Annotated in this window: 15 protein-coding genes; 6 read left to right on the top strand and 9 right to left on the bottom strand. The window is 63.0% G+C overall.

Annotation, left to right across the window (positions count from 1 at the left end; all coding sequences use genetic code 11):
* Positions 1-110: 110 nt before the first annotated feature.
* The 3 genes from fusA to rpsL are packed head-to-tail and all read right to left on the bottom strand — an operon-like array spanning position 111 to position 3,076.
* Positions 111-2,195, bottom strand: coding sequence for an elongation factor G (gene fusA / locus CU669_RS17330; protein ID WP_112146855.1), 2,085 nt, complete (start codon positions 2,193-2,195; stop codon positions 111-113).
* Positions 2,196-2,221: 26 nt separating this feature from the next.
* A complete protein-coding gene (rpsG, locus tag CU669_RS17325) occupies positions 2,222-2,692 on the bottom strand; it encodes a 30S ribosomal protein S7 (RefSeq protein ID WP_112146854.1) in 471 nt (156 codons plus the stop codon).
* 12 nt (positions 2,693-2,704) lie between these two features.
* The gene (rpsL, locus tag CU669_RS17320; protein WP_008620996.1) at positions 2,705-3,076 is read right to left on the bottom strand and encodes a 30S ribosomal protein S12; all 372 of its coding nucleotides are present in this window, start codon (positions 3,074-3,076) and stop codon (positions 2,705-2,707) included.
* A 344-nt stretch (positions 3,077-3,420) separates the two neighbouring features.
* On the opposite strand from rpsL, the gene CU669_RS17315 reads away from it, so the two are divergent.
* Positions 3,421-4,386: a transglycosylase SLT domain-containing protein gene (locus CU669_RS17315; RefSeq protein WP_112146853.1), complete on the top strand. Its 966-nt coding sequence runs from the start codon at positions 3,421-3,423 to the stop codon at positions 4,384-4,386.
* Here CU669_RS17315 and CU669_RS17310 read toward each other — a convergent pair whose 3' ends face one another.
* The 6 genes from CU669_RS17310 to CU669_RS17285 all read right to left on the bottom strand — a co-directional run bounded on the left by CU669_RS17310 (position 4,387) and on the right by CU669_RS17285 (position 10,661).
* Positions 4,387-5,805, bottom strand: a complete 1,419-nt coding sequence (locus tag CU669_RS17310; RefSeq protein ID WP_112146852.1) for a trypsin-like peptidase domain-containing protein — start codon at positions 5,803-5,805, stop codon at positions 4,387-4,389.
* 132 nt (positions 5,806-5,937) lie between these two features.
* Positions 5,938-7,650 (bottom strand): methyl-accepting chemotaxis protein, encoded by a 1,713-nt coding sequence (locus CU669_RS17305; protein WP_112146851.1) that lies wholly within the window; start codon positions 7,648-7,650, stop codon positions 5,938-5,940.
* A gap of 26 nt (positions 7,651-7,676) precedes the next feature.
* Positions 7,677-7,982 (bottom strand): STAS domain-containing protein, encoded by a 306-nt coding sequence (locus tag CU669_RS17300; RefSeq protein WP_112146850.1) that lies wholly within the window; start codon positions 7,980-7,982, stop codon positions 7,677-7,679.
* Positions 7,983-8,041: 59 nt separating this feature from the next.
* Positions 8,042-8,815 carry an ATP-binding protein gene (locus tag CU669_RS17295; RefSeq protein ID WP_112146849.1) on the bottom strand — a complete coding sequence of 258 codons (774 nt, stop codon included), beginning with the start codon at positions 8,813-8,815 and terminating at the stop codon, positions 8,042-8,044.
* Positions 8,812-10,113: a PP2C family protein-serine/threonine phosphatase gene (locus CU669_RS17290; RefSeq protein ID WP_112146848.1), complete on the bottom strand. Its 1,302-nt coding sequence runs from the start codon at positions 10,111-10,113 to the stop codon at positions 8,812-8,814. Before CU669_RS17290 ends, CU669_RS17295 begins: the two co-directional genes overlap by 4 nt.
* Positions 10,114-10,244: 131 nt before the next feature.
* Positions 10,245-10,661 (bottom strand): hypothetical protein, encoded by a 417-nt coding sequence (locus tag CU669_RS17285; RefSeq protein ID WP_112146847.1) that lies wholly within the window; start codon positions 10,659-10,661, stop codon positions 10,245-10,247.
* Positions 10,662-10,872: 211 nt separating this feature from the next.
* On the opposite strand from CU669_RS17285, the gene CU669_RS17280 reads away from it, so the two are divergent.
* The 5 genes from CU669_RS17280 (at position 10,873) to nrfD (ending at position 17,740) form a co-directional block, all read left to right on the top strand.
* Entirely contained in the window at positions 10,873-12,423 is a 1,551-nt protein-coding gene (locus CU669_RS17280) for a sensor histidine kinase (RefSeq protein WP_239988761.1), read from the top strand.
* 229 nt (positions 12,424-12,652) lie between these two features.
* On the top strand, positions 12,653-15,415 hold the full coding sequence (locus CU669_RS17275) for a molybdopterin-dependent oxidoreductase (RefSeq protein ID WP_112146845.1): 2,763 nt from the start codon (positions 12,653-12,655) through the stop codon (positions 15,413-15,415).
* Positions 15,412-16,248: a formate dehydrogenase accessory sulfurtransferase FdhD gene (gene fdhD, locus CU669_RS17270; RefSeq protein ID WP_205119491.1), complete on the top strand. Its 837-nt coding sequence runs from the start codon at positions 15,412-15,414 to the stop codon at positions 16,246-16,248. The genes CU669_RS17275 and fdhD overlap by 4 nt, the downstream gene beginning before the upstream one ends.
* Positions 16,245-16,898 (top strand): 4Fe-4S dicluster domain-containing protein, encoded by a 654-nt coding sequence (locus CU669_RS17265; protein ID WP_112146844.1) that lies wholly within the window; start codon positions 16,245-16,247, stop codon positions 16,896-16,898. Before fdhD ends, CU669_RS17265 begins: the two co-directional genes overlap by 4 nt.
* A complete protein-coding gene (gene nrfD, locus CU669_RS17260) occupies positions 16,895-17,740 on the top strand; it encodes an NrfD/PsrC family molybdoenzyme membrane anchor subunit (RefSeq protein WP_112146843.1) in 846 nt (281 codons plus the stop codon). Before CU669_RS17265 ends, nrfD begins: the two co-directional genes overlap by 4 nt.
* Positions 17,741-17,987: the final 247 nt, after the last annotated feature.

Below are 17,987 nucleotides of genomic sequence, written 5' to 3'. Positions count from 1 at the left end.
GTCTTGCCGTGGTCAACGTGACCAATGGTGCCGATATTGCAATGCGGCTTGTTCCGCTCGAATTTAGCCTTAGCCATCGTTTCTTACTCCGGTCTCGAATAACGTCGAATTTAACCAGCCAGCTTCGCGCGGATTTCGTCCGACACGTTCTGGGGCACATCCGAATAGTGGTCGAAAGTCATGCTGTACTGCGCCCGGCCCTGGGACATGGAACGCAGGGTGTTCACATAGCCGAACATGTTGGCCAGCGGCACCATGGCGGTCACCACGCGGGCATTGCCGCGCTGATCCATGTCGTTGACCTGACCGCGACGGCTGTTGAGGTCGCCGATCACGTCGCCGAGGTAATCCTCGGGGGTGACGACTTCCACCTTCATCATCGGCTCCAGCAGCTTCGGACCGGCCTTGGCGATGCCTTCACGGAAGGCGGCGCGCGACGCGATTTCGAAGGCGAGCACCGAGGAGTCGACGTCGTGATAGGCGCCGTCGATCAAGGTGGCCTTGAAGTCGATCAAGGGGAACCCGGCGATGACGCCGTTGTCCTTGGCGGAGCGAATGCCCTTATCGACGCCGGGGACGTATTCCTTGGGAACCGAACCGCCGACGACCTTGTTCTCGAAGACATAGCCCGTTCCGGTCTCGCCCGGCTCGAACTTGATCTTGACGCGGGCGAACTGGCCCGAACCGCCGGTCTGCTTCTTGTGGGTGTAATCGCACTCGTAGACCTTGGAAATGGTCTCGCGATAGGCCACCTGCGGCGCGCCCACATTGGCTTCCACCTTGAACTCGCGCTTCATGCGGTCCACGAGGATTTCCAGATGGAGTTCGCCCATGCCCTTGATCACGGTCTGGCCGGATTCGGCATCCGAGGTCACACGGAACGAGGGATCCTCGGCGGCCAGGCGAGCCAGGGCGACGCCCATCTTCTCCTGGTCGGCCTTGGACTTGGGCTCCACGGCGACTTCGATGACCGGCTCGGGGAACTCCATGCGCTCGAGCACCACCAGCGAGCTGGGGGTCGGATCGCACAGGGTGTCACCGGTGGTGGTATCCTTGAGACCGGCGAAGGCGACGATGTCACCGGCGCGGGCTTCCTTGATTTCCTCACGCGAATTGGCGTGCATCAGCAGCATGCGGCCGACGCGCTCGCGCTTGTCCTTCACGGTGTTCTGAATATAGCTGCCCGATTCGACCACGCCCGAATAGACGCGCACGAAGGTCAGCGAACCGACGAAGGGGTCGTTCATGATCTTGAAGGCCAGACCGGCGAAGGGCTCGTCGTCGGTGGCGTGCTTGGCGATCTCGTCCTCGGTGCCGTACTTGACACCCTTGATGGCGGGGATGTCGAGGGGACAGGGCAGATAATCGACCACGGCGTCCAGCAGCGGCTGCACGCCCTTGTTCTTGAAGGCGGAACCGCACAGAACCGGCACGAAGGTCATGGCGATGGTGCCCTTACGGATACACTTCTTCAGCGTCTCCTCATCGGGCTCGGTGCCTTCGAGATAGGCTTCCATGGCGGCATCGTCCATCTCGACGGCCATCTCGATGAGGGCCTGACGATATTCGGCGGCCTTCTCGACCAGATCGGCGGGGATGGGACGATCCTCGAACTCGGCGCCCAGGCTCTCGTCTTTCCAGATCACGGCGGTGTTGCGCACCAGATCCACCAGACCGGCATAGTTGCTTTCCTCGCCGATGGGCAGATGCAGCACCATGGGGCGGGCGCCCAGGCGGTCGACGATCATGTCGACGCAGCGATAGAAGTTGGCGCCGATGCGGTCCATCTTATTGACGAAGCAAATACGCGGCACGGCGTATTTGTCGGCCTGACGCCACACCGTCTCGGACTGCGGCTCGACGCCGGCCACCGAGTCGAACACGGTCACGGCGCCGTCGAGCACGCGGAGCGAACGCTCCACCTCGATGGTGAAGTCCACGTGGCCGGGGGTGTCGATGATGTTGACGCGGTGATCACGCCAGAACGCGGTGGTCGCGGCGGAAGTGATGGTGATGCCGCGCTCCTGCTCCTGCTCCATCCAGTCCATGGTGGCGGTGCCTTCGTGCACTTCGCCGATCTTATAGGACTTGCCGGTGTAGTAGAGGATGCGTTCGGTGGTCGTGGTCTTGCCGGCATCGATGTGGGCCATGATGCCGATATTGCGATACCGATCGAGGGACGTCGTGCGTGCCATTTTATGTATCTACTCGAAGCTCGAGGTTACCAACGATAATGCGAGAAGGCCTTGTTGGCCTCGGCCATGCGATGCGTGTCCTCACGCTTCTTCACGGCGGCTCCGCGATTGTTGGCGGCGTCCAGCAGTTCACCGGACAGGCGGTCGATCATGGTGGTCTCGGACCGCTTGCGCGAATAGTCGATCAGCCAGCGGATGGCCAGAGCCTGACGACGGTCGGTGCGGACTTCGACGGGAACCTGATAGGTGGCGCCGCCGACGCGACGCGAACGCACTTCCAGGGCCGGCTTGACGTTGTCCAGGGCTTCGTGGAAGACCTTCAGCGGATCCTGGCCGGACTTGGCCTGGATCTTGTCCAGAGCGCCATAGACGATGGCTTCGGCGGCGGACTTCTTGCCGTCCAACATCAGGCAGTTCATGAACTTGGCAACCACGAAGTCGCCAAACTTGGCGTCGGGGGTGATTTCGCGCTTCTCAGCGGCGTGACGACGGGACATCTGGTGTACTCCTTACTTCGGACGCTTGGCGCCGTACTTCGAACGACGTTGACGGCGGTCCTTGACGCCCTGGGTATCCAGAGTGCCGCGAATGATGTGGTAGCGAACGCCCGGCAGATCCTTCACACGACCGCCGCGGATCATCACCACCGAGTGTTCCTGAAGGTTGTGGCCTTCGCCCGGAATATAGCTGGTCACTTCAAAGCCGTTGGTCAGGCGCACGCGGGCGACCTTACGCAGGGCCGAGTTGGGCTTCTTCGGCGTCGTGGTGTAGACGCGGGTGCACACGCCGCGCTTCTGCGGGCAGGCTTCCATGGCGGGCACCTTATTGCGCGCCGCCACTGGCTGGCGCGGCTTACGGATCAATTGATTGATCGTGGGCATTCAGTCACTTTCCCTTCACACGAAATCGACGTAACCAAGAAAAAAAACCCGCCGGTAGCATCCTACCGGGGCTTTCTTCGGGCTTCGATCGCCGACCCGTTCGGCGTTGAAATTATTGTCTCATGGTCCCCGTGGCATCGGCGAACGACCAACGGCCGCGCACCGGTCCCCCAGGAAGGCGGCATCCTATTTATCCCGCCTCCCCCCGTCAAGAGAAAGAGTCGCCATGGATCAAGGCGTTTTCGCGGTGCGATGCGCACGATCATGAATCATCGTCGACGAGTCGATTCTTGGTAACTTTTATCTGCTATGGTTCGCCCTGAGCGTTGAAGTCGAGGCGTCCCATGCAAAGCCCTGCCACCGACATCGTCACCCCCCAATCCTCCGAGCCGTCCAAGGGCGGCCGAGTCGTTTCGGGCATCCGCGAAGCGGCCGACAGCACCGGCGTCTCCTTCAATTACCTGCTGGCCCAGGCCACCCAGGAAAGCGGATTGAATCCCCATGCCCGCAACACCCGGTCTTCCGCCGCCGGGCTGTTCCAGTTCACCACCCCCACCTGGCTGGACATGGTCAAGCGCCATGGCGCCGAGCACGGGCTGGAAAAAGAGGCCGATGCCATCGTCAAGGGCGCCGACGGCAAATGGGACGTCAAGGACAAGGCCATGAAGAAGGCCATCCTCGACCTACGCAAGGATCCGAAGCTGTCGTCCATGATGGCGGCCGAATTCGCCAAGGACAACGCCCAGGTGCTGGAAAAGCGCCTGGGGCGCGCCGCCACTGCATCCGACCTCTATCTCGCCCACTTCCTTGGGGCCACCGGCGCCGCCCGCGTCATCGAGGGCATGGAGGATAATCCGCGCCACTCCGCCCGCACGCTGCTGCCCGACGCCGCCCGCGCCAATCCCGACGTCTTCCGCAAGGCAAGCACGGTGGCGGGGCTTTACAAGACGGTCCAGGCGCGCTTCAAGACGGCGCTGGGCGAGGATCACGCCAGCGCCACCCAGCCCGTTCTCGCCGCCGCCATGGCGCCGCGTCCCCTGCCCCGGCCGGAACCGGAAGCCGCGTCCTCGGTCTATATCGCCGCGACCGAGGAAACCCCGACCACCAAGGCGGTGGCCGCCATCGCCAGCGCCGCGGCGGCGCCCGCCGCGGTCTTGGCCAATTCCTTCGCCAGCGCCATCGAGCCGGAGAGCCCGTTCTTCCCCGCCAGAATTCCCCCCGCCCCCAGTCTGGCCGGACCCAGCGGCAAAACGGACAGCCTCAGCCTGAGAGGCGCCCCCCCAGTCGGCGAGTCCGGCAAGGACGTTTGATCAGCGGAAATATTCCTCGATGGCGATGGCGAAATTCAACCCTTCGGCATCGCGCAGGTGGAAGGTGGTGATTCCCACCAGATTGCCAGCGGAGTCAAACAGACCGCCCCCCGACGACCCGGCCGAAATGGGCGCCGATGTCTGGACATAGCGGACTCCCTTGATGGTCCGCAGGCCCGAGACCAGTCCCTGGCCCAAGGTCGCTTCGAGCCCTTTCGGCGAGCCGATGGAATAGACGGTCTCGCCAACCTTGAGATCCTCCCATGCCCGCACCCCGGGAACCGCCGACAACCGCCCCGGCGAAACGCTGAGCAGACACCGGTCGGTGTCGCCGTCTCCCCCGGCGGGCGTGGCCTTCACCGCCAGATTGCCCTTGCGCAGCCAAATGACCGGCATTTCGTCGATGACGTGGCAATTGGTGACCAGCGTCCGCTCGTCCATGGCGACGGCCGAGCCGTAGCGGACGCGATTGGCCTTCACGTCATCCTCGTTGCGAGCCGCCACCACCACATGGACGGCACGGCCGACGGTGGCGAACACATCTTCCGCTCCCACCTGGGCACGGCCTGGGCTCCGTCGGAGCGAGGCGGCCAGGGGCTGCCAGGGCGGCATCTTGGCCGCACCCGTCGCCGCCGCGCCTTGACCGGCCGGGGCAACGCCCAAGGCGGCGGCAACCTCGACCGGCCCTTGGCGATCGGGCAGACGGCCCGGCCGCCAGGCGGCGGCGGAGGTCTCCACCTTCGATTTCAGGTCGGCAGCCATGGATTTGGCCATTTCCGCCTTGAAGAAGTAGGACTCGGTGGCGCAATCACCGTAATGGAAGCGACTTTCGAACATCGGGTGCCCCTCGGCGCGACCGGGAACGCGGGCATTGGCGGCGGCCACCAGCGCCCAATACAGCGCCTGGGCATGATTCTTTTCCAGCCAGCCGCCGCGATCATGGCCATGGGCCAGCCTGAGTTGAGCCAGACAATTGCCGTCGGCGGCCAAGGCGTTATAGGCGTCGGCGGCATCGCCGGGATGATCCGCTTCCAGCAACAGAGCCCTGAGCAGCCGAGCCCAAGGCGCGCCTTCCGCCGCCGCCCGATCGACGTATTGACGTGCCTTGTCGGGATCCCTGGCGATGCCGCGGCCATACCAGTGAGCATCGAACAATCGGCGCAACGCGACGGCACTGCCGCCCGAGGCTGCCTGGTCCCACCAACTCAGCGCGGCCACCGGATCATAGAGGCGGCCTGCGATATCGGCCATGGCGTCGCCCAACAGCAGGGCGGCCACCGCATCGCCGTTCGTGGCGGCGGCGGAGCACTGCCCGAGATCGGCAGGATTGGTCGGCTTTCCTGTACACGCGGCATGCGACGACGCACCTGCCCAAAGGGCAAGCGTCAACGTCAACAGCCACACCCGCCACGAGCCCATGGCTTCTCCCTGATGCTCTGACCAGTGTCAGCCCTGAATATGAAAGCCATCGAAAGACATACTAGCGCGCCGACAGCCTCAGGTCTTCACCCTATTTCCGAATCGGCGACAAATTCCGGTGCTGTATCGGTGTCACGCCTTGCGCACGGATACCAGGAAATGCTCGGCTTCGCGGCTGAGATCGCTCACCACATTCGCCAGGGTCTTGGCGCTCCAGATCACCCGCACCGTGCCGGCGCAGCTCATGGCCGAAGCCTTGGACAAATGGGTGACGCTGCGCGACACCTCGCCGGCCTGATGGGCGACCTCGTCGATATTGGAGGCGATGTCGTGGGTGGTGGCTTCCTGCTGCTGCACGGCGCTGGCGATGGCGCTGGAAATGCCATCGATGTTACGGATGATTTCCACCACCGACTGAATGCTGGCGGTCATCTCCTCGGTCGAGCCCTGGACGGCGGAGACCTGGGCCGAGATTTCCTCGGTGGCCTTCGCGGTCTGATTGGCCAGATGCTTGACCTCGTTGGCGACCACGGCAAAGCCCTTGCCCGCTTCTCCTGCCCGCGCCGCCTCGATGGTGGCGTTCAGCGCCAGCAGATTGGTCTGGGCCGCGATATCGTTGATCAACTGGACCACATTGCCGATGGCGGCCACCGCCTGGGACAGGTCGGTCATTTGACTGGCGGTGCCGTTGACGTCTTCCACCGCTTTCTGGGCGATGCGGCTGGAGTGATCCACCTGCTTCGCGATTTCGTTGATGGACAGCGCCAATTGGCGCGTCGCTTCCGACACGGCGGCGGCGCGTTCGGTGGTGATTTCAGCCGCCTCGCCCACTTCCAGCGAGCGTCCGCCGCTCTTTTCCGAGCGGTTGGCCATGGATTGGGCGGTGCCGCGAATACCGGCCGTCGAGGCCTCCACCTCGGCCACCTTGGCCTTGACGGTGGTTTCGAAGTTGTCGGCCATCTTGCGCATGGCCTCGTCGCGTTCCTGAGCCGAGCGCAATCGCTCCTCTTCCTGGGACTCGCGCAAGCGGTCGCCTTCCAGCATGTGCTCCTTGAACACCTGAACGGTGCGGGCCATGTCGCCCACTTCGTCCCGGCGGTCGACGGCATCGATCTCGACCGTGGTGTCGCCATCCGCCAGCTTGGCCATCAGCGCCGTCATGTGCCCGATGGGCCGGGTGATGACACTGGTGAGAATGGTGCGAATGCCCAGAACGCCGATCACCGTTGCCCCCAGTCCGGCGACGATCAGGCCCATCAGAACCTTGTTCAGCTCGCTTTTCTCCTGGGCGTTGGACAGGGACGAGGACAGGACGGCGATGACCTCGCCATCCTTCATGCCCATACCGCCGTGACAGGCATAACACACCTCTTCCTTGGCGCCGTCGGTGACCCCAAGGACGATGGGCATGGCGTAGCGGTAGAATCCGCCGGTCATCCGCCCGACGGCCTTGCCGGTTTCCAATGCCTCGCGGTCGATGTCGTCTTGGGGAATTTTCGGTGCGCGGTCCGGCTCGACATCCTTCATATGGGCGGCGACCTTCGGCCCCCAGACGCTCCAAACCTTGCCTGCATAGTGGATGTTGCGGCTGTCGAACCACTTGTTGAACACCTTGATGCCGATATTGTCGGCATCCTCGGGGCGGGTGGCCATGACATTGAGGATCAGCGCATGCAGCGACGTCATCTCGTTGACGCTGAGTTCATGGAGCTTGCGCTCCATGGCCTGTTCCTCGAACCGGGCGATGAACACCACGATCAGCGTGGCCATGACGATGACGCCAAGGCCGACGACGACCATGAACCGTCGGCGCAAGCTGAGGTTCTGCCAAATGCCGATGGACATGCCGTTCCGCCCCTCTTCCGCCAAGGTTAGCGCTGGATCTCGAAGGTCTTGTGCGCTTCGGTCAGTTGCAACATCCGCAGGACGTTGTCGCGGGGATGGGCGAGAACGATGCTCGCGCCGCCTTCCGCCATGTCCTCGCGGGCGATATAGAGCAGACCAAGGCCGACCGAATCGATATGGCTGAGGCCCGTCATATCAAAGACCACCTTCTTGTTCTTATGGCTCGCCAACTGCCCCAGCAGCACCTGGAAGTCCTCGTTGGCGGCGAAATTGAGCTGCCCCTCCAACGCCACATGGACACTGGCGCCGTCATCTCTCACTCGAAACTGCATAATTTTCTCCTCATCCTAGAGTCCAAGGGCGCCAATCCTGCGCCATCAAAATTCCGCCGTCAGCGGGCGAAGGTCATGGTCAGCGTGCGGCCGCCGTCCTCGGCCAGCAGCGAGGCGCAAATCCGGCTGATCAATCCCAGACCTCGGCCACTCTTCGCCTCGGAATCCACCGTATGGTTCAAATGCTCGGCGAAATTAAAGCCCGCCCCCTGATCCGACACCATGACCGCTATGAAATCATGGCCGCGTGGAAGGATATTAATCTCGACGCGTCGGCACGCAAGAACCGGGTCGTTCAACCGCTCGTGCATAATCTGGCGAAACCGCTGAAAGCCCTCGGAATTAACCCGCAAATGGGCGGGAACCTCAAGATTGCCATGCATGACCGCGTTACTGATGGCCTCGCCGAGGCAAATGCCGATGAGATCGGCCCTTTCACCGGGCGCCAACCCCATGCAGTCTCGCAGCGCATCGCAAACGATGTCCAGTGTGGGCAGGGCATAGGCCGATCGAGTCTTGAGCGATATGGCCAGTCCCCCGGACCGAACGGTCTCGAAACACCGCAGGCCGACCCCCAGCAGTCCTTCGTCGCCCAATTCCACGAACCCGCTGAAATCGCCCCCAATCCCCCGCCGGATGGAATCGTCGCTGGCGATGCCCGACAGTAACCGTTCATCCGCATGCACCGCGTCGGGCGTACCGATCAGCAGGCCAAGCGCGGCGCATTGGTCGGCCAAATCTTCGCTTACCGGCCCGTCCACCGCCAAGCCAAGCGGTCGAACCGGCCGACAAATGGAAAAGACTTCAGATGGGGGAGGTGCCGAATGGATCATGGTCGCCCTCCCAGCCGACGAATGCAGACGGCGGTCAGATCGTCCTCCAACGGAGTCCGCACCCGGGAATCGAGTCCTTCGATCAACTGCCCCACGCTCAGTTCGCCGGTCTTTGCGAGAATGTCTCGCACCAACGCGCAAAGCCCGTCCTCGCCGAAGGTCTGATCGTCGCTCACCAAGGCGTCGGTGATGGCGTCGCTGTACATCAGCAGGCTGGCTCCCGGTGGGAATTCCTCGCGATGTTCGGAATATTCGGGCGTTCGGCTAAGCCCCAGCGGCACCCCTGTCGCATCCAACAAGCGGAACTCGCCCTTATGCAGAAGCAGAGGCGCGGGCGCGCCCGCCGAGGCCCATTCAATCTCGCCCCGCGCCGTATCGATGGTGCACAGAAACATGGTGGCGAACTGGCCGCGCCCCAGCAATCCCCGCAGGGCCATTCCCAGGATCTTCAGCATGAAGCCGGGCTTCAGCCTGGGATCCCAATGGTCGCTGATCAAGGCGTGCAGTCGAAAGACGTTGAGGGCGGCCCCGATGCCATGGCCGCTGAAGTCGAAGCTATAAAAGCTCATGCGGTTTTCGCCGCAATCGAGACAGCCCCACAAATCGCCGCCGATGCCCGACGACGGTTCGAAGAAGGCCTCCACCTCGATGGCCATTTCCGCCAAACGCGGATCGACTCGCTCGGACCGCGGCAACAGGTCGAACTGCATGCGCCGCGCCGCGGCCACTTCCTCGATCAGGTGACGTTGCTGCTCTGAAATGCGCTCGATCAGGACTTGGCGCTCGATCTGGCTGGCCATGCGGGAAATGGCATAGCGGATGGCGCGGCTGACGGTCTTCTCGGGGTCGTCGCTCTTGATCAGGTAGTCCTGGGCGCCCACTTCCAGGGCATAGGCGGCAAAGCGCGGATCATCCATGCCGGTCATGATCACCAGCGGCGTCTTGGGCGCCGCTTCCTGCATCCGAGAAACCGTGGAGATGCCCGAGGAATCCGGCAAGCTGAGGTCAAGCAGAATGACATCGACCTCGGCGCCGCTTTCAATGCACGCGACGGCCGCGCCCAAGGACGAAACGTGGGTGACCTCGAATATGGGGGAACTGGACATCCTAAGGGCGAACTCGACCAAACGGGCATCGCCCGGCTCATCCTCCACCAGCAAGACCTGGAGCCGGTCCTTATTCTGCCGCCAAACCGTAAGCTGCGGCAGGAATGACGACTGCTTCAATATCTGATCGCCCCCCCAACCAGCGTTACGGCCAGGCAGCTTGATCAAACGACCTCCCAACGGGTCGATCATCGCGCATTCCCCAAATTGCACCCAAACCGCCTTCTAATTCTTTAGTCCTATGACCCAGTCTAATGCATAGGCGTAACCGTGGTCCATCCCATGCATCAACGAATGGTAAACAAGAGGCAAACGCAGGTGACTCAATTCTGGGTGCCGCCCGGCATGTCGAACTGATTGCCGTCGGTCAGATGGAGATCGCGCTCGTTCACCAGGCACGCTTTCTCGCCCATGCCGCGCCCCCCCAGAGGCTCGACCACCGACTGCACCATGCAGCGCTGCGAACATACCTCTCCGCAGACCAGCGGCATGTTCTGCCATTGCTCCGCCGCGCCCAGATCCACATAGCCTTTCATGGCCTTGATCTCGGCGGCGGAATAGCGCCCGCCCAGCGCTTGGCCGAAATCGGCCCGCATGCGATCGACCGAGATATCCGAGCAGCCGCAATTGGCGATCAGCCCCATGAACCGTCCCATGCGGGCGAAATGGGCCGGCTGGTCGGCCGACGGCAACATGCAGCCGCCCAGGGCCAGAAGGCAGAGAATCAGAATCGCTTTCATGACGCCCCTCAAAAATCACAATGCTCGATTATAGCCCCACTCAATGAGCGCGTCATGATTCGCATTCAAATATTCTTTCCCCACCTTTGGGCGTGAACTCGACATGGAAGCCGATTATAGTTCGGCGGGTGATCGGCCGTATCCCGCTACCGATCCAAACCTCGATTGGACGATTCGCGGCGATGCACTTGCACATGGAGTTGGCGGCCCGATGATTGGCAATGCTGACACCCTTCAAGACGCGTTGATGGAGATTCACCGCCTGAGGGCGGAGATCGAGCTGCTGAAAGTCAGCGAAAAGCGCCACCGTGAATTCTCCGAAACCATCGCCGATTGGTTCTGGGAAACGGACACGGAACAACGTTTCACCTGGGTATCCGACGAATTCCAGACCGTGCTGGGCGTATCGCCGCAGCGACTGGTGGGTAAGCGGCGATGGGACGTGGCCAGCGAAAGAATGGAAATCGATTCGCAGCAATGGCAGGCGCATATCGCCGATCTGACCGCTCGACGCCCGTTCCGCGACTTCAAATACTGGCTGGAAGACGGTGACGGACGGCCATGCTGGATCAAGGTCAGCGGCATCCCGCGCTTTCATCCCGATGGGTCTTTCGCCGGATATCGCGGCACCGGCACCAATATAACGGCCGCGGTCGAAACCGCCCATCGCATGAACATGCTCAATCGCGCGGTTGAGCAAAGCCCGGCCTCCATCGTCATCACCGATCTGTCGGCCCATATCCAGTACGTCAATGCCGAGTTCATGAAAGTCACCGGCTACAGCGCCGAGGAAGCCATTGGACGCAATCCCCGCATCCTCAAATCCGATCTGACGCCGGTCGAGACTTACGACTCCATGTGGTCAGCGCTGTCGGCGGGGGAGAAGTGGGAGGGCGAACTGATCAACCGCCGCAAGAACGGCGAGTTGTATTGGGAACTGGCCTCGATCCAGCCCATCCAGAACGTTGAGGGCGTGGTTACCAACTATTTGGCCATCAAGACCGACATCACCCAGCAAAAGCTGAACGAGGCCAGGTTGGCCAATCTGGTCAACGAATTGCACCGCTCCAATCAGGAACTGGAGCAGTTCGCCTATGTCGCCTCCCACGATCTGCGGCAACCGCTGCGCATGATCAGCGGCTATCTCGGCATGCTGTTCAAGACCCTTGGCCCCAGCCTCAATGACGATACCCGGACCTTTTTCGGCTTCGCCATCGAAGGCGCCAAGCGACTGGACCGCATGATCGTCGATCTGCTGGAATATTCACGAATCGGCCGTCAGGACGCTCCGCAAGAGCCCATGAATCTCAACGAGGTCTTGGCCGACAGCTCCCGCCATCTGGAAGTCGCCGTTTCCGAATTGGGCGCCGCGGTCACCATCGCGCCGAACCTGCCGACCATTCATGGCGACCGCTTGGAACTGGTCAGGCTGTTCCAGAACCTGATCGGCAACGCCATCAAGTACTGCGCCCCCGACCGAATGCCAAGGGTCGAGGTCACCAGCAGCGACGGCGGGACGGAATGGATTCTTGCCGTCAAGGACAACGGCATCGGCATCGGGCCTGACGACTTGCAGCGCGTCTTCGGCATCTTCCAAAGACTGGTCACCCGTGATCAATACGAAGGGACCGGCATCGGCCTCGCGGTATGCCGCAAGATCGCCGAACATCATGGCGGCCGCATCTGGGTCGAGTCCAAGGCGGACGAGGGAAGCACCTTCTTCGTGGCCTTTCCCAAGAAGCAGCCATCCACCGCCGCCTAGGCATTGGCCCGCGGCGCCTCTATTGCACGGTGGCTGCCCCAGAGCCGTACCAACGAATGCTCTCCGCTTCATCACGCCCTCCCTCGTCGCCCGACGAGACGGCCTCATTCGTCCGTGCCAGGGCGCGGCTTTGCGAATTGTGATGCAAATTTTTTGACTCTTCCGTAAAAAATGCATTATGACGTTAAAAAATGCAGTGCGCCAACGAGCGCGGGGAGGAGTCGTAACCATGCGAGATAGGCTTTCCAGCGCGAAAAAATCGGTGCCGACCTATTGTTACAATTGTGTCGCAGGCCCCGACCTCATGTGCGTCACGGTCGAGGATGGCGTCGCGGTTTCCGTCGAACCAAACCACAAGGGCATAGGCATTCACCCCGCCGATGGACGTCCTTGCGTCAAGGCCTATGGGTTGGTGCAAAAGACCTATAACCCCAACCGAATCCTCACCCCCATGAAGCGGACCAACCCCAAGAAGGGACGAAACGAGGATCCCGGATTCGTGGCGATCTCCTGGGACGAGGCCCTGGATCTGGTGGCCGGGAAACTGCGCGACTTGCGCGACGTGGGACTGCTGAACGAACAGGGCATGCCTCGCCTGGCCGCGACCTTTGGCCATGGCGGCACACCGGCCAATTACATGGGTACCCTGCCCTGCCTGTTGGCCGCCTGGGGCCCCATCGATTTCAGCTTCGGCTCAGGCCAGGGCGTGAAATGCGTTCATTCCGAGCATCTGTATGGCGAATACTGGCACCGCGCCTTCACCGTGGCCGCCGACACGCCCAGCGCCGATTACATCCTCTCCTTCGGCACCAATGTGGAGGTGTCGGGCGGCCCCTGCGCCGTGCGCCGCCACGCCGATGCCCGTATTCGCGGCATCAAGCGGGTCCAGATCGAACCTCATCTTTCGCCCACCGGGGCCTGCTCGGCGGAATGGGTGCCTATTCGTCCCAAGACCGATCCTGCCTTCATGTTCGCCTTGCTCAACGTAATGCTGCACGAAGCGCCCAGGTCCAAGCTGGACCTGGACTTCCTGCGCGACCGCACCGCGTCGCCCTATCTTGTGGGCGACGATGGCTGGTATCTGCGCGACGAGGCAACGGCCAAGCCGCTGGTGTGGGATACCGTCAGAGGCGGGCCGGTCCCCCACGACCATCCCGGTGCCGTTCCGGCCCTGGAAGGTGATTTCACCGTCATTCGCGCGATGTCGAAGCTTCCCGACGGCGAGACGGCAATCTGCGAGAACGCGAAGGCGAGAACCGGCTTCCAGATGCTGGCCGAGGGCATGGCCACCTACACCCCGGAATGGGCCGAGGCGGTCTGCGACGTCCCCGCCGCGACCATGCGCCGGATCGCCAACGAGTTCCTGGACAGCGCCTGTGTTGGGCAGACGGTAGAGATTAACGGCAAGATTCTTCCCCATCGGCCGGTGGCGGTAACGCTGGGCAAGACGGTGAACAACGGCTGGGGGGCCTATGAATGCTGCTGGGCGCGAACCGTGCTCGCGACCCTGGTCGGCGCGCTGGAGGTCCATGGCGGCACGCTCGGCACCACGGTGCGCCTCAACCGCCCCTACGAGAACCGGCTGAAAAGCGTCAAGCCCGGCGAGGACGGCTTCATGGTCGCCCAGATGAACTCGACGCGAAAGGGCGGCTGGGCCGAAAAGCCCAAGGGCCGCAACGCCCACACCACCTTGATCCCCATCGTCGGTGATTCCAGCTGGGCGCAGGCCCTGGGCCCTACTCATCTGGCCTGGATGTTCATGAAAGACTCGCCCGAGGGTTTCGAGCCGCCGCTGCCTCCCGACGTCTGGATCGCCTATCGCACCAATCCGGCCGTGTCGTTTTGGGACACGGCGCAGTTGTCGGCCAACATGGCCAAGATGCCCTTCGTTGTGTGTTTCGCCTATACCATGGACGAAACCAACCACATGGCCGATATCCTGCTTCCCGAGGCGACCGACCTGGAAAGCACCCAGCTGATCCGAGCCGGCGGTTCCAAATTCGTCGAGCAACATTGGGCGCACCAGGGATTCGTCTTGCGCCAGCCGGCGGTATCACCGCAGGGCGACGCCCGCGACTTCACCTGGATCACAGGTGAGTTGGCGCGGCGAACCGGCCTGTTGGCCGAATATAACCGCGCCATCAACAAGGGCTTCGCCCTGGTCCCGCTGAAGGGAGAGGGCTACGACGTCTCGCTGCCCGAGGACGAGGTCCACGAGGTGGATACCATCTGGGACAGGGTGTGCAAGGCCGCCACGGCTGGCGCCACCGGAGGTGTCGAGATGCACGGCCTGGATTGGATGAAGGAGCATGGCTTCTTCATGCAGCCCTTCGCCCGCGAGGACTGGTACCTGCATACCGCCATGGAGGAGCAACAGCTCCGCTACGAGCTCCCCTATCAGGAACGCCTGATGCGAGTCGGCGAGGAGTTGGGCCGCCGCCTGCACGAAGCCGGTATCTTCTGGTGGGACGAGCAACTGGAAGAATACCAGGGCATTCCCCGCTGGCACGACGTCCCTGGCCGCTGGGTAAGCGCGGTGGAGAGGGCCGGAGCCAAGGCCGACGACTTCCCCTTCTGGGGCATCACCACCAAGACCATGCCCTATACCACCGGCAACAACGCAGGCATCCCCTTGATGAACGAAGTGGCGGGCAATCTGCGCGGTCACGGATCGGTGATCATCAACGCCTCGTCCGCCAAGCGACTGGGAATCAAGCAGGACGACTGGGTCGAGGTCTCCTCGGTGGTAGGGCGCACGCGGGGCCGTGCCGCCCTGGTCCAGGGCTGCCGCCCCGACACGGTGGTCATACCCGGCCAGTTCCAGCATTGGAAGACCCCCTTCGCCAAGGATCTGAACTTCCCGTCCCTGAACAGTATCACCCAGATGTCCTTGGAGCTCACCGACGCCACCGGTTCGGGCGCCGATCTGGTGCGCGTGGCGCTGGCCAAGGTCGACGGCCCCCTGGGCCAGGACGAGGGAGGCACCCCATGAACGCCATGATGGTCGCCCCCGCCAATGGCCCAGCGGTGGAAACCGTGCGGGTGGAGCGTTGGCGGAACGGCGAAGTCGTCCAAGACCACGACCTGGCCGCCGCCGAAGTGCCGATCTGCCTGGAGTTCAACGGCGTTTCCCACGCGGTGATGCTGGCCTCTCCCACCGATCTGGAGGACTTCGCCCTGGGCTTCAGCCTGACCGAGGGCATCATCGAGCGGCCCCGCGACCTGCTGGAGGTGGAGGAGCAGGCCACCTGCGAGGGTATCGTGCTGCGCCTCACCGTGGCCGCCGCCTCGTTCCACCGCCTGAAGCAGGTGCGCCGCACCATGGCCGGGAGAACCGGCTGCGGCCTGTGCGGCGCCGAAAATCTGGGGCAGGTATTCCGCCCCGTTCCTCCGGTGAGGGCGAGCGGGACCATCTCCGCCCCCGCCCTGCATGCCGCGTTTCGCGATCTGGGCGCCAACCAACCGCTGCAGCGCCTGACCGGGGCGACCCACGCCGCCGGATGGGCTTTGGCTGACGGCCCGTTGGCCCTGATCCGCGAAGATGTCGGACGCCACAACGCCCTGGATAAGCTGATCGGAGCCCTGGTGCGGGCAGGGATGGATCCAGGCCATGGGGCCGCCGTGGTCACCAGCCGCGCCAGCTACGAGATGGTGCAGAAATCCGCCGCCGTCGGCATCGGCATTCTGGCCGCCATCAGCGCGCCGACCGCCCTGGCCATCCGCATGGCCGACAGCCTGAATGTGACCCTGGTCGGCTTCGCCCGTGGAGGCGGCCATGTGCTCTATGCCGGATCCGGGCGCATACTTGCAGGAGTCCCCTCATGACCCGCTACATCATGGTGGCCGACCTGCGCCGCTGCGTCGGGTGCCAGACCTGCACCGCGTCGTGCAAGGAAGCCAATGGAACGCCGCCCGGCGTCCAATGGCGCCGGGTGCTGGACATTGAAGCAGGAGAGTATCCCGAAGTCAGCCGGGTCTTCCTGCCCACCGGTTGCCAGCATTGCGACGAACCCCCCTGCATGGAGGTCTGTCCCTCCACCGCCACGGGCAAACGCGCCGACGGCCTGGTGACCATCGACTACGACATCTGTATCGGCTGCGGCTATTGCGCCATCTCGTGCCCCTACGAGGCTCGCTACAAGGTGGACAAGGCCGAATTCGCCTATGGCCCATCTTCCGTGGCCTCGGAACAGCTGCGCTTCGACCCGTCCAAGATCGGCGTCGTCACCAAGTGCACCTTCTGCATCGACCGCATCGATGCCGGCACCAAGGCCGGCAAAGTCCCTGGCATCCATCCGGAAGCCACGCCGGCTTGCGTCAATTCCTGCCTATCGGGGGCATTGCGGTTCGGCGACATCCACGCCCCGGACAGCGCCGTCTCCAAGCTGGTGGCCGAGAACCAGTGGTTCCGAATGCACGAGGACGAGGGAACCGGGCCGGGGTTTTACTATCTCTGGGACAAGGGGGCGCTATGAGACAGATCGCTTTGGCCAAACGGCAGGGGTTCTGGGATCTGCGGGCGGCGGGCAATTTCATCGGTGGCGGCACCGGAACCGGGCTTCTCATGATTTCTGCCGCCGCCGGTTTGGCGGGGCTTGAGGTGACCATTCCCCTTCTGGTCGGCATGGGTTTCGTCATGGCCGGATTGTCGCTGGTCTGGCTGGAAATCGGCAAGCCCTGGCGGGCGCTGAATGTCTTCTTCCATCCCCAAACCTCGTGGATGACCCGCGAAGGGATCTTGGCGGCGCCCCTGGCGTTTTGCACCCTGGGCTTCGTCGCGACCGGCTATCCCGCCTTGCTGGTCGCCGTCATGGTCCTGGCCGGGGGATTTCTCTATTGCCAGGCCCGCATCCTGAAAGCGTCGCGCGGCATTCCCGCCTGGAAGCAGCCGGAGATCGTGCCTTTCATCATCGCCATAGGATTGGCCGAGGGAACCGGTGCGTTTCTGGCGCTTGGCGGCGAGCCATCCGCCGCCTGGATTACAACCGCTCTGGTTGCGGGTCTGGCCCGCGCGATGACTTGGCGTGCCTATGGCCAAGGATTGCTCGACAGCAAGGCCCCCGCAGGCACCCTTGAATGTCTGGGCTCGTCCACCGCTCTTGCTCTCCGCGCGGTGGGACTGGCGGGCTTGTCCCTGATCCTGCTGTCCCTCTTCGTCCTCCCCCAGCCCTTGGCCGCCTTGGGGGGCATCCTGGCGGCGACTTCTGGATGGGGAGTTAAGGCTCTGATCGTGACCAGAGCCGCCTTCACCCGTGGCCCCAGCATCCGGCACACGCCCATACGCGGGCGCGGGGTCAGTCGAACCGTGGAGGCATGAAGCACGTGGCGAGGGACAGCCAGCGGATCGCCCGGACCACGCGGAGTCTCACGCATATGGCGATTCAGCCAGGAATCTCATTTAATGCACCATCGTGACCGTTGTCGGCAAAGTGGCTAAATCCATGGACTCCAGCGGAGGTATTATAATACCGCATTTGTAACGTATTGTTTTTATTGATGTTATTTATCATTGACAGAAAAGCCCCCTGTGGCATACTCCGCGCCCTCGACGCCGGGGATAAGCC

The organism is Paramagnetospirillum kuznetsovii (genome assembly GCF_003284725.1).
In the GTDB taxonomy this organism is placed as follows: Bacteria; Pseudomonadota; Alphaproteobacteria; order Rhodospirillales; family Magnetospirillaceae; genus Phaeospirillum; species Phaeospirillum kuznetsovii.
Note: the sequence above shows the minus strand (reverse complement) of the source record. Positions and strands in the feature narration are given on the sequence as shown.